This window comes from Paenibacillus sp. UMB4589-SE434, assembly GCF_030226685.1.
Taxonomy (GTDB): domain Bacteria; phylum Bacillota; class Bacilli; order Paenibacillales; family Paenibacillaceae; genus Paenibacillus_B.
Map to the genome: position 1 here is coordinate 1966980 of NZ_JASOYK010000001.1, position 21650 is coordinate 1988629.

Consider the following 21650-nt stretch of genomic DNA (forward strand, 5'->3'; position numbering starts at 1 on the left):
TAATTTAGGTTAGTACCACGGTCTTAATAATTGGAGGGCTTAATGTGAGTCAAAAAAGTGAAAGGGTTATTTTTTTAGCAGACTGCGAAAGTTTTTATGCGAGCGTAGAGAAAGCGGAACATCCAGAATATAAAAATAAACCAGTAGCAGTAGCTGGCGACCCTACACGAAGGTCAGGTATTATTCTAGCCGCGTGCCCGATTGCCAAAAGTTTTGGTGTGACGACAGCCGAACGGTTAGGGGAAGCCCTCATAAAATGTCCTGATCTTATTATTATGCGTCCTCGTATGCAGCACTATATCGATGTTTCTTTGATGATTACTCAAATATATGAGGATTTTACAGATTTAGTTGAAGTATTCAGTATTGATGAACAATTTCTAGATGTCTCGGCAAGCCTATCGATCTTTGGTGACCCGATCACCATTGCCAAGACGATCCAACAACGAGTAATGATGCAGACAGGAGTAAGGATTCGTATCGGAATCAGTACCAATAAAATATTGGCTAAAATTGCGACAGACATCTGGGCAAAGAAAAATAAAACCGGTATTTTTACCTTACCCCCATCCGATATTACAACCACCCTTTGGAAAGAACCCGTCCATAAAATGTTTGGTGTTGGGTCGCGGATGAGCAAGCACTTTGCCAAACTAGGAATGGTGACAATCGGGGATATTGCAACAACTCCGCTGCCGCAGCTTAAAGATAAATTTCGGGCTCGCTTTGGCAAGCAGTCGGATATTCACGCCGAAGTGATGTGGCGGACGGCAAATGGACTAGATGATAGCCCAGTTACACCGAGTACCTTTCATACGCCGCCAAAGTCCATTGGCCACATGATGACCTTGCCCCGAGATTATGCAGTTTCCGCAGAGATCGATACGATTCTGCTTGAATTGACGGAGGAGGTATGCCGAGATTGTCGGCTGAAAGGATATATGGGCTGGGTTGTAACCGTGAGCTGCATGTGCAGTCCGTATGAAGCTCCTACAGGATTTTCACGTCAAATGAAAATGCCAGACCCGACGAACAATACGAATAAAGTATTTGAGACGGTAAAAAAAATCTTTTATCAATATTGGGACCATATGCCTGTACGCCGTGCGGGCGTTATGTTAAGCACGTTGGTGGATGACCAGCACTATCAACTGACACTCTTCGAGGATCAGGAGAAAACTCGAGCATTGGATAAAGTGACCGATACCATTAAAGAACGATACGGCAGTGCAGCAATTGTAAGAGCTTCTTCCCTTACCCGTGCAGGTCAAGCGCTAGAAAGATCCATAAAGATCGGGGGGCATTATAAATGAGTAAAAAGCTGGAGAAGAATGGCCTGTGGGAGTCCAGCCGGATGATGCTGCCGCAGCATCGGGAAGCTTTGTTGAACAGACAACGTGACACACCGAGTGATACAGCAAACCAACCGAAGAGGGAAGATATTGAATTAATGCGTGATTATATTCTGCTTCCGGTCATGTACACACTGGTAACCAAGAAAATTCACGAAGTTGAGGTCTCATCTGAAACGTTAAAAGCGCTTTATGCCAAAACAGCCCAGATCCTTGCAACGACTATCTACAAAGACTTGTCCAAAGTGAAACAACAAATGCTGGAGAAAGAAATTCGAATTATAAATGAAGAGAAGCACGACAGTACAATGCACTTACACTATACCTACCGTAACTATGAGGATAGCTTTATTATAACAAAAGAGTACATGAGGATGGCAATAAGTAAGCGATTAGCTCGATATACGGACAGTCTTATCTCCAAGTTAAGTAACTTATAAAGAGTATTTTGACTGAATCTATCGGTCACAGTGATGAGAGGCCAGCCAGTGTTCTGGTTGACCTCTCTGACTGTCAGTGCAGCACACTTCTATTTTCAGCCCGAATTGAGCCAGAAGAAAGCCATCAGATCAGCTGTATATCATCAAAGCGTTCAATCGGAACTTGTCCAAATGTGGACTCCTTAAGATCTAACCGGTCGTATATACGCAGGTTTCCAAAATCCAGCCCCGTCAAAGTCTCAAGCAAGGAGACTTTAACCTGAAATGTTTTGTAGGCGCCTAGCACAGGTTGTTCTTCCTTCGCCTTTCCTAGATATTTAATTAAACTCCACTGGGATGTGAGGTATGCCGTGACCGATAGCCGGTCGTTATGATCGATCATAACAGCAATTTTCCAATATTCAGAAGGAATTTGGACATTTCGATACCAGATATCATCCTTGCGGAATATTGGCCCTGTAAATACAGTTGCTTTGCGCTTCATGTTACTCATATGATTTAAAATATAATCCTCTAGCCCCAGCCAAATATGCTGATTAAATTTCTCATGCTGCGGTGAGCAGTTTGTAAAATGAAAGGAATCAATGTTGGCTTGTGCTCCAGTCCCCCCCCAGACTGGATCCCTTCTTCTTACTAAATGTCCTCGATCTAGAGGGTTGTCCTTGTACAATTCATTGCCACATTGATACATCCGGTCGATACGAGGGTCATAGCGCCAATCTACCCTTTCATAGTCGGTTAATTGGCTGCCATCAATATTGACCACAGTGTAATAAGCTAATCTCCGGGACTTGCTCATGGCAATGGAGAAATGCGTGTAATGGAGAATAGTGCCACCTTGTTTCAACCTGACCAGGTCTGGTTCAAGATCAATACGAAACGAAGGATGCAGAACTTCATGGGAGTCACCTAGAAACTTGCTGTCATGGCCAGTTAAACCCTCATACCAAACTAAGCTTAACTCCTCTCCTACCGTAAGACTTTCTCCTTCTGGGCCAACTCCTTCAGCAGATAAAATTAAACGATCAACATACTGCTGTTGCTGAGCTGTTAGACTTGGCTTCTTATCTTCAATATACTTGAGGATACTGCTTATTCGAACACCTTCATTCGCAATAAATTCCGCTGGGTTCTGCGGATCAGGGACACCCGAATGATGGAGAGCAACTACCATCCATTCATCATTAAACACGGCAGAACCTGATGAACCTGGCAATGTATCAGCAGAATAGTGAATAAAATTATCCAACATATCTGTTATTTTGTTCTCCCTTACGACCACTGCTTTGGGTGCGCCGGATGGGTGCTGAATAATCGATACGTATTCTCCAATCAGTACCTTACCTGTTTGTTTAACCAAAGACAAATAACCGAATTCAGCTAATTTTGTTCCATCAGAAGCTTGCTCCTCGACTGCTACCAATGTAAAATCCAATTCCTCATTCGTCATGTAAAACTGGTCCGGCATCAGTCGAAAGTTATGAATCACTCGTTCTTTCCCGTTCAGGTCGATTTCATAGTTGAACTGGCCAATGCTGGATAACGCAGTATCCGAATTAGGAAGGACATGATTATTCGTTAGCAGCAGATTAGGGGTCACCAGAAAGCCTGTCCCAAAACCTTCGACTCTTCCGGTTCGATCACGGATCTCAACTCTGCAGATGGCCTTACTGACTTGCAGCCCCTTTTCAAAAAAACTGATTGGAAATAAGTCGCTTTTTCCTAAAATACGTTCCAGCGCCATGCCGTCTCTTGGATCAATAAACTCTTGGCGTTGCGCAGCCCTTTCAGGACTATCCACTTCAAAGGGATTTTTGCGTTGCAGTTCTGACAGATGTTTATTCCGCTCGTTAGACCGCTGTTGATACCGTTGTGCAGTCAGATCATTCTGTTTTGCTTTTAATGAAATACCAATAAATTCGGATGAAGCCTTGTTGATCGGATGGATAAACATAAAGCTCAACCTCCTAATCTTTTATGAGCTTCCTATCTTAATCGTCCTACCCTTACTCTTTTGACGTATCGCAGCTTAATAGTTTGAGAAATCCCCTTAAAATTGAGCTTACTTAGTGCTGGGATAACTGAAAAATCATCGAGACAACCTATGCTTTTTCAGTTCTATAAGTACAGTGCTCTTTGCACTGATACTCTATGATATGCGGCAAAGCTATGAAATATGACAAGATTCTGTCAAACATCTAATAGATTTCAGCATTTGAAAGATAACTAGGGTCTATTGGCATACAGCATATCGATCTTTATCGTCATTGTTTGCTTGACTTATCACGGAGTGTTCAAAAACTAGGTATCTGCGGCGATTCCCCCGTTTCATTAGTCGAATCAATTCACGATATGCTACAATGCAGACATATTCACCTAACGCTGCATCCCCCGTTGCACAAGCTGTAAAGCAAAGGATGTGTTAAATAGATGTGCGGACGTTATACACTAACCATAACGTGGGAAGAACTTCTCATTTATTACGAGTTGGAGGAAGGCCCGTCCATTCCCTGCCATCAACCGCGCTATAATATAGCGCCCGGGCAAACCGCACCCGCCCTTATTCATGATGGGGAGAAACTTAAAGCAGGGCCTCTGCGGTGGGGATTAATACCTTCTTGGGCTAAGGATGACAAGATGGGATGGCGCACCATTAATGCTCGTGCTGAGACGCTGCTAGAGAAGCCTGCGTTTCGTCAACCATTCCAGCGCAAGCGCTGCCTGATTCCAGCAGACAGCTTCTATGAATGGAAGCTTGCTCCCGATGGCAAGAAACAACCGCTGCGTATCGTACCCGCAAATGGAGGCTTGTTCAGTATGGCGGGTCTATACGACACCTGGAGGAATGAACAGGGAGAGAAGATCAGCACTTTTACCGTCGTAACGACAACTCCGAATCGGGCCATGGAGCAAGTGCATGATCGAATGCCGGTCATACTGGGCCCTGAAGAGGCTGTCATATGGCTGGACAGAAGTGTAGAAGAAGTGGATAAGCTGCAACGCTTATTAAAACCTTGCCCGCCTGAGTGGCTGGAGATGTATGCTGTAGATACTAAAGTGGGCAGCGTCAAAAATGATTCGCCTGAATGTATAACGGCGATTAGTGATCCCCCGCTGTTATTCTAAATTAAGGTTACGTTTCAACTACTGATGTATATGCAAAAGGCTGTGAGTCGTCTACCTTCGTCGTAGTGACTGACAGCCTTCTGTGGATCAAGCCTTCTGTTCTTGCTGAATCATGTCCATCAGCACATCGGCTTGATGATTAACCGCATCCGAGGCTTCGCGAATCTCCTCCAGCATCGTGCCAAGAAACTCAACGTCGATTAGTACGTCCTGGCTTTGCTGTTGGTGATGTTGAATCTGCTCATAAATAAACGAGAAAAACTCAAACGCTTTACCCGTCTCCCCGTTGCCCGTCTGAATACGGTTGTCCACCTCCTGCATCACTTGATTGATTACAGCAATCTTCTCATGTGTCTTGCCGATCAAATGCTGAATGACAGTTGACGATTCATTGGTCCGCTCCGCCATACGACGAACCTCACGCGCCACAACGGCAAAGCCTTTTCCATGTTCTTCAGCGTGTGCGGCTTCAATTGTTGCATTCAAGGCAAGAAGCTGCGTCTGCTGCGATATCCCCTGTACGATGTCCATAATCTGATGTATCTCTTCAGATATAGAGATTAGCTCCGTCATACGGCCAGTTACATTATTCATCGCGGACACGATATTCTCCATACGTGCTTGCTGCTCACCTAACATCAGGCTGCCATCATGAGAAAGCACGGCTACTGAGTCAGAAGTCTGGTTGCTAGAACGTACTTTATCAAACATACACTGAGATCGTTGAACCATTTCGTTTAAGGCTTGCTGTGTTTCGGCCGTGCTGTGGGATAAAGCTGCGCTTGCCTCAGACACCATACGGCGAACTTTCTCCTTCTCCACCTCTGCCTCGGCGCGAAGACGACTATGCTCCTGCTCGTACGCTTCCAGCACAAGCTGCTGCTCCAGATTAAGCATGCGAGTAATCGCCTGTTCTAGGGCCTTATATTCATCCAAAGATATTCCTAATTTGTAAGCGGTTTCTAAAATGGATTGCTGGAGCGTATGAAAAGAGGCGATATACCATTTGGTCGGTAAATGAATGCGGACATGAACATGCGCTACAATGCGGCGTCTCTCTATGTATAGTTCATCGATCTTTCCTTCGAACAGCTGCATCAGATGCGGCCGCAGCGTAAGCTTCAGGCGATCTGTGTGGCTATGCTTGCGGATGATGTCACTTAACAGTTTTTCTTTATTCACCGTGTCATAAAATGAGTCAATAGTTTTGGCAATGCTGTCCTCTACATGAGGCTTCAACTGCTTTAGCATAGCGAGGTCAAGTGTAGTCAACCCAATCATGCGCAGTTGACTCAACATCGCCTGTGATACATCAATACGGCACGAACCACTATCAAGGCTATCGAACATAGAACTTTTTTTCTTACGTAACATGGATAACACGAATCGAATTCCCCCTATGCAGTTGGTTCCTGCTGGTCTCTATACATCGATCATACCACAACTCCCTTAATATGGATATATTTACACAGTAAATAATCAAACAAGGCACATTGCCTTTCCATATGACGACAGCTGCGGAGAAATAAAAAGAAGAACCAGGCGACATCCACCCGGTTCTACTGCAATGCTAACGAAACATTCCCCATAGTTTAAGCAAATGAAACGTATTGTTCGGGTCTATCTTAAGTGAAATAACAAAGTTGACTAGTTGATCTTCCTGTACAATCGTCAACGGCTCGTTAAGAGATTTGGCCACCTGACGAATAAGTGAACGTACTTTGGTACGATCCTGCAAATCATACTTGGTCACGCCATCCAAATGACGCTTAACTCGATCTTTTAACGCAGGATTGCGCAGCTTGGTTTTGATCCGTTCAACCAACTGCGGACTAATCCCATATTTGACATAACTCATAGTAGGGCACACCTCCGGTGCATCTTGCAGCCCTTACAACGAAAAGTAGGCTGCTTTACATGCCCAGTGCATATTGCTGAAACAAACACTGCACTGCACATAATCTGTACCATTGTATGCCCGACAGCTTGTCAACTGACCGTCCAAAAAAATGGAGGTTATTAGTCCATTAACTCACCTTGGAATAATTGATCCTTCTGCATTTCCTCCCGCAGCAACAAATACATCGGTGAGGTCCAATATTCTTCCGCACGAATAAGCTCAGCTGCATCATCGCGTGCCTGCTCCAAAACAGCAAAGTCACTCGCCATATCAGCGAGCTTAAACTCCGGCATGCCGCTTTGCTTGGTTCCAAAGAAATCACCTGGACCACGCAGTTCGAGATCACGCTGTGACAACTCAAAGCCATCTTCCGTCTCGGTCATAATATGCATACGCTCCTGTCCGATCTCAGACTTCGGATCGGCAATCAGCACGCAATACGACTGATGCTGTCCCCGTCCAACACGCCCGCGCAGCTGGTGCAGCTGGGACAAACCAAAGCGCTCCGCATCCATAATGACCATCAGGGTAGAGTTTGGCACATCTACACCAACCTCGATGACCGTCGTGGAGACGAGTACATGGATCTCACCCTCACCAAAAGAACGCATCACAGCGTCCTTCTCTACAGCGCTTAACCTGCCGTGCAGCAGACCTACCTGCAGATCAGGGAATGCCTGCTGCATCTGGACGTGAACGTCAATTACGTTCTGAACGTCCAGCTTGTCTGATTCTTCAATAAGGGGGCATATGATATAGGCTTGCCTGCCATCTGCAATTTCGCGCCTAATAAAGTTCAAGATTCGATCCAGCAGTTCATGCTTCACCCAATAAGTCTTAATTGGCTTCCGACCTGCTGGCCGCTCCTTAATAGAGGAGACGTCCATATCTCCAAATGCGGTAATCGCCAACGTACGCGGAATCGGCGTTGCTGTCATCAGCAGCACATCCGGGTTAAGCCCTTTACGGCGAAGCACGCTGCGCTGATTAACCCCAAAACGATGCTGCTCATCTGTTACCACAAGCCCTAACTTGCGAAAGTAAACATCGTCTTGAATAAGCGCATGCGTTCCAACCAGTATGTCGACCATTCCCATCTGCAAAGCGCCCAGCAAATCACGCCGCTTGCGTGCTGACACGCTGCCGGTTAATAACGCAACCTGTATACCATGCGGTTCGAACAACTTCGTAAGCGAACGCATATGCTGCTCAGCTAATATCTCTGTCGGGACCATAAGGGCTCCCTGATAACCGGAGCGAACTGCTGCGAATAACGCAACCGCTGCTACTACAGTCTTGCCTGAACCAACGTCGCCTTGCAATAAACGATTCATGCAGAATGGAGAACGCATATCTTGCAAAATGTCCGTCACGGACTTCTTCTGCCCTTCCGTAAGTTCAAAGGGCAGCGAGTGTACAAATTCACGCACAGTGGAATTAGCAACCTCATGTACAACACCATCTGCTCGCTTGCGCGTCAGTGCACGAAACATATGAAGCTTGAGCTGAAATAGGAACAGCTCCTCATATACCATTCTGCGCCGTGCATGCTTGCCTTCCTCCGCATCCTGTGGCTGGTGCAGCGTACGAATCGCCTGCTTGCGCGGCACTAACTGATAGCGCCGCACAAGCTCCTGCGGCAAAATCTCAGGGATCGTCTCCCCAAACTGAGTAAGTGCCTGAGCGATTGTCTTGCGCATCCATTGCTGTGTAATCTTTCCGCCAACGGAATAGACCGGCTGAAGCGTATCTTTGCGGAATACTCCTCGATCCGGAAATTCAGAGGTAGAGACTGTAAGCTGTAATCTGCGCTGATCCCACTTGCCGGTAACCAGAATATCCCGACCTTGAGATAATTGCTCACGCAGATAAGGCCGGTTGAACCAAGTCGCGGTCACCAGCCAGCTCTCGATCATGATTCGGCACGATAAGCGTGATTTCTTGCCGAACCGCTGTAGGACAGGTTCACTTACGATGCGTCCTTCCACCGTAATCTTCTCGCCGTCTTTTACTTCACTTAATTGCCGTACTCGAAAGTCTTCATAGCGAAATGGGAAATATAGCAGCATATCCTGAACAGTAGAGATGCCAAAGGCGTGAAGCTCTTGTTGTTTCAAAGTGCTCACGCCTTTAATCATCGTTACTGGAATTTGAGAATAGTCAATCATAAGTCAGCACACACTCCGACTAGGACTTATCTGCGGACACTTCCGCAGGCCATACAAACATGGCGACGACTCCGGGTCCGACGTGAGTTCCAACAACTGCGCCAATGCGCGTATATTGTACAGAACGGATATCAAATTGCGTCTGAAGGGCTGCTACCACTTCATCAGCCGATTCTTTTACTTTGCCATAACCAATGGCAAGATGAATAGGCTTCTCTGCAAAATCGCTGCTTAATATTTCAATAATTCGCTGAAGAGCTTTCTTATAGCCGCGTACCTTCTCCATCGCGTATACTTCGCCTACCGGATCGATGGACAGTATGGGCTTAATGTTAAGCAAAGTGCCAAACATTGCGGCCGCTTTCCCGATACGACCGCCCTTCTGTAGAAATTCAAGAGAATCAACAAGGAAGAACAACTTACGCGCCTGCTGCATCCGTGCGATCATCTCTAAAATTTCTTCCTTCGATTGTCCGTTTTGAGCCATCTTGGCTGCTTCAACAACAAACAAACCGAAACCGTATGAAGCAGAACGAGAATCAACTACCGTAATATCAGCTTCTTCTTCCATCATATTGCTAGCAAGCATGGCCGATTGATACGTACCACTTAAAGCAGATGATAAATGGATAGAAATGATAGACGTTTCCGGTTCTTCGTTCAGACGTTTAAACACATCTACAAATTCTATAGGCGAAGGTTGAGATGTAGTTGGCAACTTGGAAGACTGGACTAATTTATCATAAAATTGATCCGGTTCAATCGTAATGGCATCCTTGTACATCTCTTGCCCGAAATGAACTTTGAGCGGCACCATCTCGATGCCATATCGTTCTCGTAATTCGAGTGGAATGTCAGCGGTACTGTCGGTCACGATTCGAACTTGAGCCATGTCGTTGCCTCCCCTTCAACTTGCAATTATGATACTTATTTCAGTTGCTTATTCAACAGAAATAATGTAGGAATAAATAGGTTGTCCACCTTGATGAACTTCTACCTCTGCATCCGCATGATGCAGCGACAGCCACTCCAGCAGGGATTCCGTTTCTTCTTCCTTCGCATCCTCGCCCGTTAAGATCGTAATAATCTCGCCGCCATCTTCTAACATCTTGTCGAGCAGCCGCTCACAGGTTCCTGTCAGCTCTGCGGTCGTGGCTACAATCTTGCCACCTGAGATACCGATGAAATTACCCGCTTTAATCTCTAGGTCGTCCATGCTGGTATCACGTACTGCATACGTGACTTGACCAGACTTCACATGAGCGATTGCACTTTGCATAAGCTCCGTGTTGATCTCTACGGACTCTTCTTCCTGGAAGGCAAACGCAGCGGATATCCCTTGTGGGATCGTCTTTGTCTCAAGTACAGTTACGTCACGTTCAACAATCTCTGCCGCCTGCTTCGCAGCCATAATAATGTTAGAGTTGTTAGGCAAAATAAACAAATGCTGTGCCGTGATAGACTCGATCGCATCGATAAAGTCTTGTGTGCTAGGGTTCATTGTCTGTCCTCCAGACAACACGACGTCAATACCCAAGCTCTTGTAAATATCCGTGATGCCTTGGCCCATCGCAACGGCGATAAAGCCATATGGTGCAATCTCATCTGCAGGAGGCTCTACCGCAACAGGCTCCGACACAGAGCTTGTTACAGGCATATCTGCGAACACGTCAGCCATCGCAGATTCGCCGTGTTCACCATGCAGCAGCTCACGATGCTGTTCACGCATATTTAAAATATGAATACGAATCAATTCTCCATACTGCATGGCTAAATCCAACACTTCGCCAGGAAGGCGGGAATGCACATGAACCTTAACAATATCGTCATCCGCAATCAGGATGATGGAATCGCCGTTCTTTGCGAGCGCTTTCTCGAACTCCTCTTCCTTGTAGGGACGCTTGGCTCCACGCGAAAGATCGATAAAAAATTCCATATCGTATAAAAATTCAATATCTTCCGTATGCAGCTTGGCTTGAGCCGATGTGTTCTGCTCGCGCTTCGCCGTCTCTTTAACGACTGGAGCTGCAGGTGCCGCAGGAGATGTCACCGATTGAACTTCGCTGGTATCCGCAACAAATTCAGTTGCCCCTGCTTCTAGGGAACGGAGGAAGCCTTCGTAAATATACACCAAGCCTTGTCCACCTGAATCTACTACTCCTACCTGCTTTAATACCGGAAGCAAATCAGGGGTCTTGGCAAGTGCATCCTTGGCTTTTGCAACTACTTCGGCTACAAGCTCCCGGACATCAGGTGTCCGGCGTGCGATATGTACCGCATGCTTGGCCGCTTCTTTGGCAACGGTCAGAATAGTTCCTTCGACTGGCTTTACAACTGCTTTGTAAGCTGTGTCGACACCACTTTGCAGCGCATTAGCGAATTGAATGGCGTTCACCTCATCAAGTCCAGCTACACCGCGACTAAAACCGCGGAACAACTGGGACAAGATAACACCAGAGTTGCCACGGGCTCCCATAAGCAGTCCCTTGGACAACACCTCTGCCGTCTTGGCGATCGAGGCGGACATCTTAGCCTTCATCTCCGCCACTCCGGCCGTCATCGTTAAGTTCATATTAGTGCCTGTGTCTCCATCTGGTACCGGAAACACGTTAAGAGCATTAACGTACTCGGCATGGCGGTTGAGAGAGTCCGCACCGCTTAGCACCATATTGGCAAATTGTGTCCCACTTAAAGAACGCATGTTCAACGAAAATTCCCCTTCCTAGCTTAATACACGTACGTCCTGTACAAAGATATTCACTTGATCTACGGTAAGACCAACAACCTCATTCAACACGTATTTCACTTTTACTTGAATGTTATGCGCTACCTCTGAAATCTTCGTTCCGTAACTAACGACAATATACAAATCTATATGCAGCGCATCCTGAACACGGCGAACTTCAACGCCACGTGTCAGATTCTCGCGACCGAGCAATTCAGCTATACCATCTTTCAATTGCTTGCGCGAAGCCATGCCCACTAGACCGTAACATTCCATTGCGGCTGAACCTGCGATCACAGCGACGACTTCTTCGGAGATGCTTACTTTACCTAGTTCCATTCCAAGTTCAATGGCCATGGTTCGTTCACTCCTTTTTTGAGTATTATAGACTATTCACCATTGTACTATAAGAGAAAACAGAAATAAACAACAGAAATAAACAAAGTTATCGTTTCAGTTGACGAGGTAAATTAGCCTATGTTATGATATTTGAGTATTTGATTGTACGCTTGGTCGCTATGGGATAAGGAGGTGTTAGGCATGGCTCGCAAATGTTATATCACAGGTAAGAACCCTGGATCGGGTAACTCTAGATCACACGCGAACAACAAGACTCGTCGCTCTTGGGGCGTTAACGTTCAGAAAGTTCGCATCTTGGTCGATGGTAAACCGAAACGCGTATACGTGAGCACGCGCGCATTGAAGGCAGGTAAAGTGACTCGCGTCTAATCCCTAGCTTCAATATACAAAAAGCACCTGAACTCGAATCAGGTGCTTTTTTACGTGCGCGTGCCGAAACCCGTGTACATACACTTAACGTACGTGCCGCCTTTGAGTCATTTATACCGCTCTCGCGGAATGATCGTGTCGGATGGAAGGTGACGGATTCAGCAAAAGGGCCGCCTGCAACATCAGCTCTTGTTGAATGTGTTTAAGATCGCCTTCACAAATCCTCCCAGGAACTTAGGCAGCTTAAACGTATAAAATTTCATCTTCCACCCTCCTCGTTGTTCTCAATTATGCTTAAGAGCGAATATTGCCTTCCTTCTCAGTCCTCTCATCGCTTCACTCCACCTATACTGGAACTTCACGCTGACGAGGCTATCGGAGGATGAGCACCTAGAAGATACGAAGCTGCTCCGCTTCGAAAGCACAGATTTGGCTTATTCCCCATCAGGAACGCAGTTCTCGCAACACATCCAAAGCTACAGCGAACTTATACTTTCCTATCCGGACAAAAAAAGGTTACATGAGTCCATTGCTCATGTAACCATCATATGCCGAGTACTGGCATGGTATGCGTGTCACAGCATCAATTCCCTAACTCCCTGCCGCTGTCTAGAGTTGGACTTATCCAACTCGTTGGTTTACAGTCGGACAGGCCTTACAGCCAGCGAGACTCCGCTAACACCTATTTACGAAGGTATCGGCATTTGGGATACCGTAATGTATAACGACATTAAAATAAGGAACAACACCATATAAAAGATAGAGAGCACAATAAAAGCAATCCGCATCTTTCGGGAATCGAATTTTCGGAAGAACCACACACCTGCAATAAGTGCTCCTACGGAGCTAAGCAAATTAAACGGCATTGGCAGAAATGCGTACCAGCCTACCAGTGTGCCGCACAGAAAGCTAAAAAAACCGGTTGTTAACGCTGTTCTCCATGTCATACGGTATCTCCCCTTTTCCGTAATCCTAGATGTGTGTGCCTGCTTGGCGTATGGCTTGAATGGCTGCAGCACGATCCTTGCTGCCGTATACCGCACTACCCGCAACGAGCACGTCTGCACCTGCCTCAACAACGGAACGGGCCGTGTCAGTTGTAATGCCGCCATCTACTTCAATATGGAGGCCCTTGTGCCCGCGTTGGTCGCTTAATTGTCTGAGGCGACGAATCTTGTCTACACAGTTGCTAATAAAACGTTGGCCGCCAAAACCAGGGTTAACCGTCATTACCAATGCCAGATCGATGTCCATGATCACTTCTTCAATTGCAGATATCGGTGTATGCGGATTTAATGCGACACCAGCCCGCACACCCTGTTCTTTAATCTGATAAATGACACGATGTAAATGCGAGCAAGCCTCTGCATGTACAGTAATAATATCGGCTCCCGCTTTAGCAAAGTCTGCTACATATTTCTCAGGCTCGATAATCATTAAATGCACGTCAAGCGGCAAATTTGTATGCGGCTTAACAGCTTGTACAGCAAGCGGCCCAAATGTCAAGTTGGGCACAAATCGACCATCCATCGCGTCGATATGTATCCAATCGGCTCCGCCTTGAGTGACATCCGCCACTTCCTCTCCCAGGCGTGAGAAATCTGCTGATAATATGGATGGAGCAATCTTTAACATATCAATACCTCCGCTTTTTGTCTTTCATCTCTTCCAAGAAGAGGGTGTAATGATGATAACGTGAAGCGGCGATTTGGCCTGCTTCCAGCGCCTCTTTTACTTTACAGCCCGGCTCATGTGTGTGTGTGCAGCCACGAAACTTACATTCGTCAGCATATTGCTGGAACTCCCGGAAACACGCCCCAAGCTGCTCGACGCCAAGCTCCAAGAAATCCAGTTGACTAAAGCCGGGAGTATCTGCGATGTAACCTCCTCCTGGCAGTGCAATCAACTCCACATGACGGGTTGTGTGCTTCCCTCTCCCTAGGCGATGACTGATCTGATTCGTCTCAAGCGTAATTCCTGGAATCATGGCATTTAGCAAGGATGACTTGCCTACACCAGACTGACCAGCAAACACACTAACATCGTGAGACAACTTTTGCTCCAGCTCCTGATAGCCAAAGCCATGTTTTGAGCTGGTTACGATCACGTTATAGCCGATTTGGCGATACGTCTCGATATACTGCTGCACTTCGTCACGCTGCCTCTGACCGATTGCTGCGGGAAGACGATCTAACAAGTCCCATTTGGTAAGCACAATGACCGCATCTAGTCCTGCATGTTCAATATGTACAAGAAACTTGTCTAGCAACTGCGTATTAAAATCCGGCTCTAATACCGAAAATGCCAGCAGCGCAAGACCAACGTTGGCTATTGGCGGACGTATAAGTTCCGTGGAACGCGATCTAATCTCTTCAACCGTACCTTCGCCATTATCAGTCAAAGAGAAGACGACATGGTCCCCGACAAGCGGGGACACGCCTCTCTTCTTAAATATACCTCTTGCTCGACACTGAACCGTTGCTTGCATCGACTCTCCGTCCGGTCGAACGTAATAATAGCCGCTCAGCGCCTTTACGATTAAACCTTCCGGCATACTTCATCCTCCAATGTCTGATGCTTATTTATACTTAACCGCCATGTGCTCCGGAGCCGGTTCCAGTATCAGTTCCAGCATTGCCTCCAGAATCGTTACCTTGCCCCGCTCCGCCCTCTGCATGCTGTCCATGACCTTCTTCAGCTTGGCCTGCCCCGTCATCTGGTTTGCCATCAACAGGATGCACTTCTGGAATAGGTACCGTACCTTGCTTCGCGTCCGAATATGAGATCGGATACGTATCTACAAACTTCCCATCACGATGTAATGAGACTACACCATCCTTATTAGGAGCGAGCACAAGCGGGATGGAGAAGACTTGAGTGGTATTGATCTTCTTTGAGCCCCACTCCATATTCTCGCCGCGCGCATCTGTATACACAATGCGGATCGTACTTGTCTTGCCTTCCTCCGCTGGAGTTACAGGCAAATTAAATGTATAGTTGATCGCTTCGGGAGGGTAGCCAGAACTAACGTAAATCTTCACCTCAGCACCCTTCATAACAGGATCATTAGGTTCATATGGATATTGCTTAATAACAGAACCCTGCGCCGCAAAGCTTGCCTCTTCAATAATACCATCCTTAGCCAGCTTGAGTTGGCTTGCTTCGATCTGTGCAATCGCTGCATCTTTAGTCATTCCTACTAGATTTGGCATCCCAAACGATTCCTTACCCTTGCTGACATTGAGCTTTACCGTCCCTGTTCTGGGATCAAGCTTCGCTCCTGCCTCCGGCACCATACCCACAACAATACCGATCTCCGCATCTTCATCAAACACAGGTTTCTCTGAGATCCGTGAACTGTCGAAGCCCATCTCCAGCAGCTTCTTCACGGCATCGTTAAAGGTCAATCCTTTTAAATCCGGCAGCGACTTGGCAGGTTCACCTTCACTAACATACAACTTAATCGATGATCCTTCCTTAACCATTGTCCCCTGCGCTTTGCTTTGGTTAAATACAATCCCTTTCGCAAAGCCTTCCTTAGGCTCTCTAATAATCGGGTCCTCCGCATGAATGCCGATCTTAGCAAGCTCCTGCAGCGCCGCTTCCTCTGTCAACTTGACTAGGTCAGGGAGTTTAACCTCATCGACAACGAGTAAGCTTTTGACGTAGAACACAACACTGATGAGGATGCCTAGAAATACAAGCGTTGAGCCAATCCAGATCGTTGGTTTCACCCATTTCTTAACAGGAGGCTTGTTAGAGCCATGCTTGCTGCTGCCGCCCTCATCCCGTCCACTAGCACGAGAAGACAAACTCCCAGGTGCTGCTGTTCTTGATTTGTCATAAGACGGGGCATACCGATCCTTGTCCGGACCTTGATATTCTGTCGCTCCAGTAGAGACGTCAGGACGAATGGCTGGCATTACACGCGTTTCCTGCTCATCATCGAATATTGCACCGCCGTTCGCAAATGTAACTTTAGGCTCATACATCCGCTCAGGTTGAAGACAAGTGTCCAGGTCGTTTAACATTTCTTTCGCCGATTGGTATCGCTCAATCGGGTTTTTCCGCATGGACTTCAAAATCACATTTTCCACACTTTGCGGGATTAACGGATTCACAAGCCTCGGCTCTTCAAAAGGCTCCTGCAAATGTTTTAACGCCACACTGATCGGGCTTTCCCCAAGGAATGGAAGCTTGCCTGTCAGCATTTGATATAACACGATACCGAGAGAATATAAGTCAGACTTCTCCCCTGTCGAGACACCTTTCGCATGCTCAGGTGAAAAATAATGGACAGACCCGACCACAGAGCCAGTCTGTGTGATCGTAGAGGAAGTAACCGCTCGTGCGATACCAAAGTCCGTTACTTTTATACGGCCATTATTGCCAATTAATATATTATGCGGTTTAATATCGCGATGAATAATATGGTTATGGTGTGCGTGATCAAGCGCATCGCAGATTTGCATGGCAATGCGCACGGCTTCGTCAGATTGCAACGGTGCCCGCTCTTTAATAATTTCATTCAGATTATAGCCTTCCACGTACTCCATCACGATAAAATGAATATCCTCTTCTTGCCCCACGTCATACACACTGACGACGTTAGGATGGGACAGCGAAGCAGCAGATTGCGCCTCACGGCGAAAACGACGAATAAACTCCTCATCGTGCACAAACTGCTGCCGCAGCACTTTAACTGCTACATAACGATTCAGCAGCACGTCAAGCGACTTGTACACCAATGCCATGCCGCCTCCGCCAACGCGAGCGATAATCTCATATCTTCCAGCTAACGTAGTGCCAATCATGCGTTCCACCCCTCTTTCTCGGTGCCCGCACCTGATCCTTGCAAGAGCACAACCGTAACGTTGTCCTCTCCGCCCGCTTCGATAGCCTGGTCAATCAAACGATCAGCTCTCACTTCTAGCGGTAAGGACGGGTCAATGACAGTAGACCAAATATCAGATACACTCACCATATTGGTCAAACCATCGCTGCATAAGAGCAGTGACTCCCCTTCGGTCAACTTTAATGCATTCAGATCTACTTGCACCTGGTTATCGGTGCCTAGCGCACGAGTCAACACATTCCGTCTCGGGTGTCGCTCTGCTTCTTCCGCCGATATTTGACCAGACTTCATTAATTCATAGACTAAGGAATGATCTTCCGTTAATTGCTGTATCCGGTTCCGATTAATTAGGTAAGCACGGCTGTCGCCAATATGACCGATCACACCTGATTGCCCTTTCAAAAAAGCCGCCACAATGGTCGTTCCCATATGGTTGTATTTTTCATCCTGAGAAGCAATCTGATAGACCGTGTCGTTGGCACGTAAAATAGCATGCTTTAGCGCCTGCCCGCGTTCTTTCTCTTCTAAATGCTCCGGTAAAGAGGATAGCTCCCTCACAACAGTATCTACCGCCAAGGTACTTGCGATATCTCCTGCCTGATGTCCGCCCATACCATCAGCTACAATTGCGAGCGTATAACCGTTCGTAAGTGTAGCTGTGTAGGCACGATCTTCATTTACTGCCCGGATCAGCCCAATATCGGATCGATCTACAGCTTTCATTATGATCACCTCGCATTAGATTCCATATGCTTCGCACGCAACTGACCACAGGCCGCCGCGATATCGTGACCCTGCTCACGTCGAATCGTCGCATTAATTCCTTTATCCACAAGCGTATTGTAAAATTTAAATATTTCGTTACGAGGCGTACGAACATAGTCGCGCTCCGGGACGTAGTTAACCGGAATCAAGTTGACATGCGCCATCATTTCCATTCGTTTCAACACATCAGCCAGCTCTTCAGCGTGCTCCACCTGATCGTTGACGCCGCCAATAAGCGCATATTCAAACGTAATCCGACGGCCTGTCTTGTCCTGATAATATTTGAGCGAATTCATTACATCCTCAAACGGGAAACGACGGTTAACGGGCATCAGCTTAGAACGCAGCTTGTCGTTAGGAGCATGAATCGAAATAGCCAGATTAATCTGCGTGTTCTCATCTGCAAACTTATAAATACTAGGCACGATTCCGCTTGTAGACACTGTAATATGACGCTGACCAATATGAAGACCTTTCTCCGAGATCATGATTCGTAAAAAGTCCATAGTTGCTTCATAGTTTTCAAATGGTTCACCTGTGCCCATAATAACGATACTGCTCACACGCTCATTTGTTTCATCCAATATTTTCTGCGCTGCAACAACTTGGGCTACAATCTCCCCTGCTGTAAGGTTACGCTTGAGTCCCCCTAAAGTAGAAGCACAAAACGTACATCCGACCCGGCATCCCACTTGCGTCGTCACACAAACACTGTTGCCATAGTTATGCTTCATAACGACTGTTTCGATGGCATGATCGTCATGTAATCCAAACAAGAACTTAATCGTTCCATCCTGTGATTTCATATGGGTTATTTCTTTAAGGGTTACAAATTGGAATTGCTCGTTCAGCTTGGTGCGCAGTGATTTAGACAGGTTGGACATCTGCTCAAAGTCTGTCACTCGCTTCACGTAAATCCAGTCAAAGATTTGCCCGGCACGAAACGCCGGTTCATCGTTCTCCTTCAGCCACTCCTGCAGCTTGTCGAACGACAGATCGTATATAAATGGTTTCATTAATTATCACACTACCTATTCTGTTATAGCTTACAACGATTATATGAAAGATCTACCTCACCCATTATAACGTTGTAGTCGATTTATTTTACCACAAATGGCAAGTTTGCAAAAATAACTCTGCCCAACTAACAAAACCCGCACCATACAGGGTCCATGCAGTCCCTTACAGCGCGGGTTCTCCGTATCGTAAACTTTGTATTATCTGTAACTGTGTATCCTGTTAGTCGCGCTGTAAACACGCGATAAAGAAACCATCGGAATCAGCATCATGCGGCAGCACCTGCAGCATCCCTTTCGCGCTGCGCTCAAGGGCAGCCGCAAGCTTGTCCGCAGGCAAATGAAGCTTCCACGAATCGTCAAGGCTCCAATTCGTATGCTGCTGAAGAAACTGACCTACAACCTCGTCATTTTCCTCACGCTCGATCGTACAAGTGGAATATACTAGTCTGCCCCCTGGACGAACCAGCTTGGCAGCCTCCTGAATCAATCGGCTCTGTAGGATTGAGATCGAAGCAACATCTTGTGCGTCCTTGCGCCACTTCAAGTCCGGTTTGCGGCGAATGACACCAAAGCCGGTACAAGGAGCGTCAAGCAGAACCACGTCAAAGCTCGCTTCAGGCAATTCTTGACTTAACGTCGCCGCATCAACATTGATCGTTTGTACAGCAGACAAGCCAAGGCGGGACGCCTGCTCTGCAATAAGTGCAATCTTGTGCGCATGTACATCGTTAGCGACAATTTCACCTTGATTGCCCATGCGCTCCGCAATATGCATCGTCTTGCCACCAGGGGCTGCACAGCAGTCCAGTACTCGCATGCCTGCTGTTGGACGCACAGCCTCAACCACCAACATGGAGCTTTCATCCTGTACCGACAGCCTCCCATCCTGATACCATGAGGTCTGCGCTAAGTTACCAACGCCGTACCCGATTATTCCGTCAGGACTAAGCGCGGACGGCATAACCTCCAATCCAAGCTCACTCATCTCCTCGAGCAGCAGATCGCGAGTACCGTGCAGACGATTCACTCGACCGCTTGCATGTGGTGCTTCATTGTTAGCAGCACACATTTTAGCAGTCTCCTTCTCGCCATAAGCCTTAATCCAGCGAGCAACAAGCCATTCCGGGTGCGAATGATTCCAAGAGATAAGCTCAACCGCATTGGCATTCTGAGGTGCATCCCATACTTGCGGATCACGCATGACCCCGCGCAGCACCCCGTTCACAAACCCGGCCATCGCTTGTTGACCACGTCGCTTGGCAATGGATACAGCCTCATTAACTGCTGCATGAGCAGGGATACGATCCAAATACTGCAATTGGTACAAGCTCATACGGAGCAGGTTGCGCATCCAAGGTTTTAACTTGCTCGTGCCCTTGGACACTTTGCGCGCAAGCACACCATCTATCGTGTAGAGCCGCTGAATAGTGCCATACACGAGCTCTGTCGCCAGACCCGCATCCACACGTTCCAGCTTTGCTTCATTTAGCGCCTCATTGAGCTGCAAATTGCTATAAGACTGTTCTTTATCGACCATGATCAGCACATCAAGTGCTACCTCACGTGCTGTCTTTCGTCTAGGACGTACTTCCGTTCCTTTATGGCTCACAACAGCACCGTCCCTGGCGTCATTTTGCCTCCACGAACAAAGTCACGAACTGACATCGCCTTTTTCCCCGCAGGCTGCACTTCAGTTAAGAAAATGGAAGTGTCGCCGGTCTTTACTTCGATTCCTTCTTCGCTCACCGTCAACACAGTGCCGGGTACTACATCCAGCCCAGCAGCAATGCTGCTTTTTGCATCTGAAGTTACAGGAACTGCCGTCGCCCACACCTTAAATACTTCTTCGTTCCAGGTTGTGAAAGCACCAGAGAAAGGAACAAGACCTCTAACCTGATTAAACAACTCACGCGTAGAGCGAGTCCAATCCAATCTTTCATCTTCTCGCTTCAAATTCGGTGCATATGTCGCCAGCGTTTCATCCTGAGCTTCTGCTTGTACATGACCAGCAAGCAGCTCAGGCAAGGTACGACGCAGCAGCTCGGCACCTTCGGCACTAAGCTTATCGAACATAGTCCCTGCGTTGTCAGCATCAGTAATCGGCACTTCTACACGGCTGATCATATCACCAGTATCCATGCCTTCCGCCATGTACATAATCGTGACGCCGGTCTTTGGCTCACCATTCATGATGGAACGTTGAATTGGCGCTCCACCGCGATAGCCCGGCAGCAGTGATCCGTGTACATTAATACAGCCTAAACGCGGAATATCGAGCAGCACCTTCGGTAGAATCTGTCCATAAGCCGCCGTTACGATCAGATCAGGAGCCAATTCGCGAATATGCTCAATAGTCTCAGAGGTACGGAGCTTCTCTGGCTGCCATACCGTAGTTATCCCCTTATCCAGTGCCGCCTGCTTGACTGGAGTCGGTGTCAGCACCCGCTTGCGGCCCACGGGACGATCCGGCTGGGTAACAACCGCTGCCACTTCGTATCCCTCGGCGAGCAGCATTTCCAGGGAAGGCACCGCAAATTGCGGTGTACCCATAAATACGATTTTTGTCATGCG

At 47.2% G+C, this 21650-nt stretch carries 20 protein-coding genes; 4 read left to right on the forward strand and 16 right to left on the reverse strand.

Going from position 1 to position 21650, the window contains the following annotated elements; translation table 11 throughout:
• Positions 1-44 precede the first annotated feature (44 nt).
• The gene (locus QP775_RS08140) at positions 45-1313 is read left to right on the forward strand and encodes a DNA polymerase IV (protein WP_285105068.1); all 1269 of its coding nucleotides are present in this window, start codon (positions 45-47) and stop codon (positions 1311-1313) included.
• Positions 1310-1792, forward strand: a complete 483-nt coding sequence (locus tag QP775_RS08145; RefSeq protein ID WP_285105071.1) for a YhjD family protein — start codon at positions 1310-1312, stop codon at positions 1790-1792. The genes QP775_RS08140 and QP775_RS08145 overlap by 4 nt, the downstream gene beginning before the upstream one ends.
• Before the next feature lie 124 nt (positions 1793-1916).
• On the opposite strand, the gene QP775_RS08150 is transcribed toward QP775_RS08145, so the two are convergent.
• Positions 1917-3746: a DNA/RNA non-specific endonuclease gene (locus QP775_RS08150; protein ID WP_285105073.1), complete on the reverse strand. Its 1830-nt coding sequence runs from the start codon at positions 3744-3746 to the stop codon at positions 1917-1919.
• A 476-nt stretch (positions 3747-4222) separates the two neighbouring features.
• Between QP775_RS08150 and QP775_RS08155 the strand changes: the two genes are divergently transcribed.
• On the forward strand, positions 4223-4918 hold the full coding sequence (locus tag QP775_RS08155) for an SOS response-associated peptidase (RefSeq protein WP_239328343.1): 696 nt from the start codon (positions 4223-4225) through the stop codon (positions 4916-4918).
• Positions 4919-5005: 87 nt separating this feature from the next.
• Here QP775_RS08155 and QP775_RS08160 read toward each other — a convergent pair whose 3' ends face one another.
• From QP775_RS08160 to QP775_RS08185, 6 genes are all read right to left on the reverse strand, one after another.
• Complete coding sequence (locus QP775_RS08160; RefSeq protein WP_285105766.1) at positions 5006-6292, reverse strand: globin-coupled sensor protein; 1287 nt, start codon at positions 6290-6292, stop codon at positions 5006-5008.
• A gap of 196 nt (positions 6293-6488) precedes the next feature.
• Positions 6489-6776: a stage VI sporulation protein F gene (locus tag QP775_RS08165; RefSeq protein WP_239328344.1), complete on the reverse strand. Its 288-nt coding sequence runs from the start codon at positions 6774-6776 to the stop codon at positions 6489-6491.
• A 161-nt stretch (positions 6777-6937) separates the two neighbouring features.
• Positions 6938-8986: an ATP-dependent DNA helicase RecG gene (gene recG, locus QP775_RS08170; RefSeq protein WP_285105078.1), complete on the reverse strand. Its 2049-nt coding sequence runs from the start codon at positions 8984-8986 to the stop codon at positions 6938-6940.
• Positions 8987-9005: 19 nt separating this feature from the next.
• Positions 9006-9878: a DegV family protein gene (locus QP775_RS08175; protein ID WP_239328346.1), complete on the reverse strand. Its 873-nt coding sequence runs from the start codon at positions 9876-9878 to the stop codon at positions 9006-9008.
• 48 nt (positions 9879-9926) lie between these two features.
• The gene (locus QP775_RS08180; protein ID WP_239328705.1) at positions 9927-11654 is read right to left on the reverse strand and encodes a DAK2 domain-containing protein; all 1728 of its coding nucleotides are present in this window, start codon (positions 11652-11654) and stop codon (positions 9927-9929) included.
• A 54-nt stretch (positions 11655-11708) separates the two neighbouring features.
• Entirely contained in the window at positions 11709-12068 is a 360-nt protein-coding gene (locus tag QP775_RS08185) for an Asp23/Gls24 family envelope stress response protein (RefSeq protein ID WP_239328347.1), read from the reverse strand.
• Between the two features lie 183 nt (positions 12069-12251).
• Here QP775_RS08185 and rpmB point away from each other — a divergent pair, with 183 nt between their 5' ends.
• A complete protein-coding gene (gene rpmB / locus QP775_RS08190; RefSeq protein WP_239328348.1) occupies positions 12252-12440 on the forward strand; it encodes a 50S ribosomal protein L28 in 189 nt (62 codons plus the stop codon).
• A 182-nt stretch (positions 12441-12622) separates the two neighbouring features.
• On the opposite strand, the gene spoVM is transcribed toward rpmB, so the two are convergent.
• The 9 genes from spoVM to fmt all read right to left on the reverse strand — a co-directional run bounded on the left by spoVM (position 12623) and on the right by fmt (position 21647).
• The gene (gene spoVM / locus QP775_RS08195; protein ID WP_036696910.1) at positions 12623-12703 is read right to left on the reverse strand and encodes a stage V sporulation protein SpoVM; all 81 of its coding nucleotides are present in this window, start codon (positions 12701-12703) and stop codon (positions 12623-12625) included.
• Between the two features lie 423 nt (positions 12704-13126).
• The gene (locus QP775_RS08200) at positions 13127-13387 is read right to left on the reverse strand and encodes a hypothetical protein (RefSeq protein WP_239328349.1); all 261 of its coding nucleotides are present in this window, start codon (positions 13385-13387) and stop codon (positions 13127-13129) included.
• Between the two features lie 25 nt (positions 13388-13412).
• Entirely contained in the window at positions 13413-14075 is a 663-nt protein-coding gene (gene rpe, locus QP775_RS08205) for a ribulose-phosphate 3-epimerase (protein ID WP_239328350.1), read from the reverse strand.
• Position 14076: 1 nt separating this feature from the next.
• Positions 14077-14994, reverse strand: coding sequence for a ribosome small subunit-dependent GTPase A (rsgA, locus tag QP775_RS08210; RefSeq protein ID WP_239328351.1), 918 nt, complete (start codon positions 14992-14994; stop codon positions 14077-14079).
• Between the two features lie 34 nt (positions 14995-15028).
• Positions 15029-17254: a Stk1 family PASTA domain-containing Ser/Thr kinase gene (gene pknB, locus QP775_RS08215; protein ID WP_285105084.1), complete on the reverse strand. Its 2226-nt coding sequence runs from the start codon at positions 17252-17254 to the stop codon at positions 15029-15031.
• Positions 17251-18018, reverse strand: coding sequence for a Stp1/IreP family PP2C-type Ser/Thr phosphatase (locus tag QP775_RS08220; RefSeq protein ID WP_239328353.1), 768 nt, complete (start codon positions 18016-18018; stop codon positions 17251-17253). Before QP775_RS08220 ends, pknB begins: the two co-directional genes overlap by 4 nt.
• Positions 18019-18023: 5 nt before the next feature.
• Positions 18024-19076, reverse strand: a complete 1053-nt coding sequence (gene rlmN, locus QP775_RS08225) for a dual-specificity RNA methyltransferase RlmN (protein ID WP_285105087.1) — start codon at positions 19074-19076, stop codon at positions 18024-18026.
• Between the two features lie 223 nt (positions 19077-19299).
• Positions 19300-20688, reverse strand: a complete 1389-nt coding sequence (gene rsmB, locus QP775_RS08230; protein ID WP_285105090.1) for a 16S rRNA (cytosine(967)-C(5))-methyltransferase RsmB — start codon at positions 20686-20688, stop codon at positions 19300-19302.
• The gene (fmt, locus tag QP775_RS08235; protein WP_285105092.1) at positions 20685-21647 is read right to left on the reverse strand and encodes a methionyl-tRNA formyltransferase; all 963 of its coding nucleotides are present in this window, start codon (positions 21645-21647) and stop codon (positions 20685-20687) included. Before fmt ends, rsmB begins: the two co-directional genes overlap by 4 nt.
• Between the last annotated feature and the right edge of the window lie 3 nt (positions 21648-21650).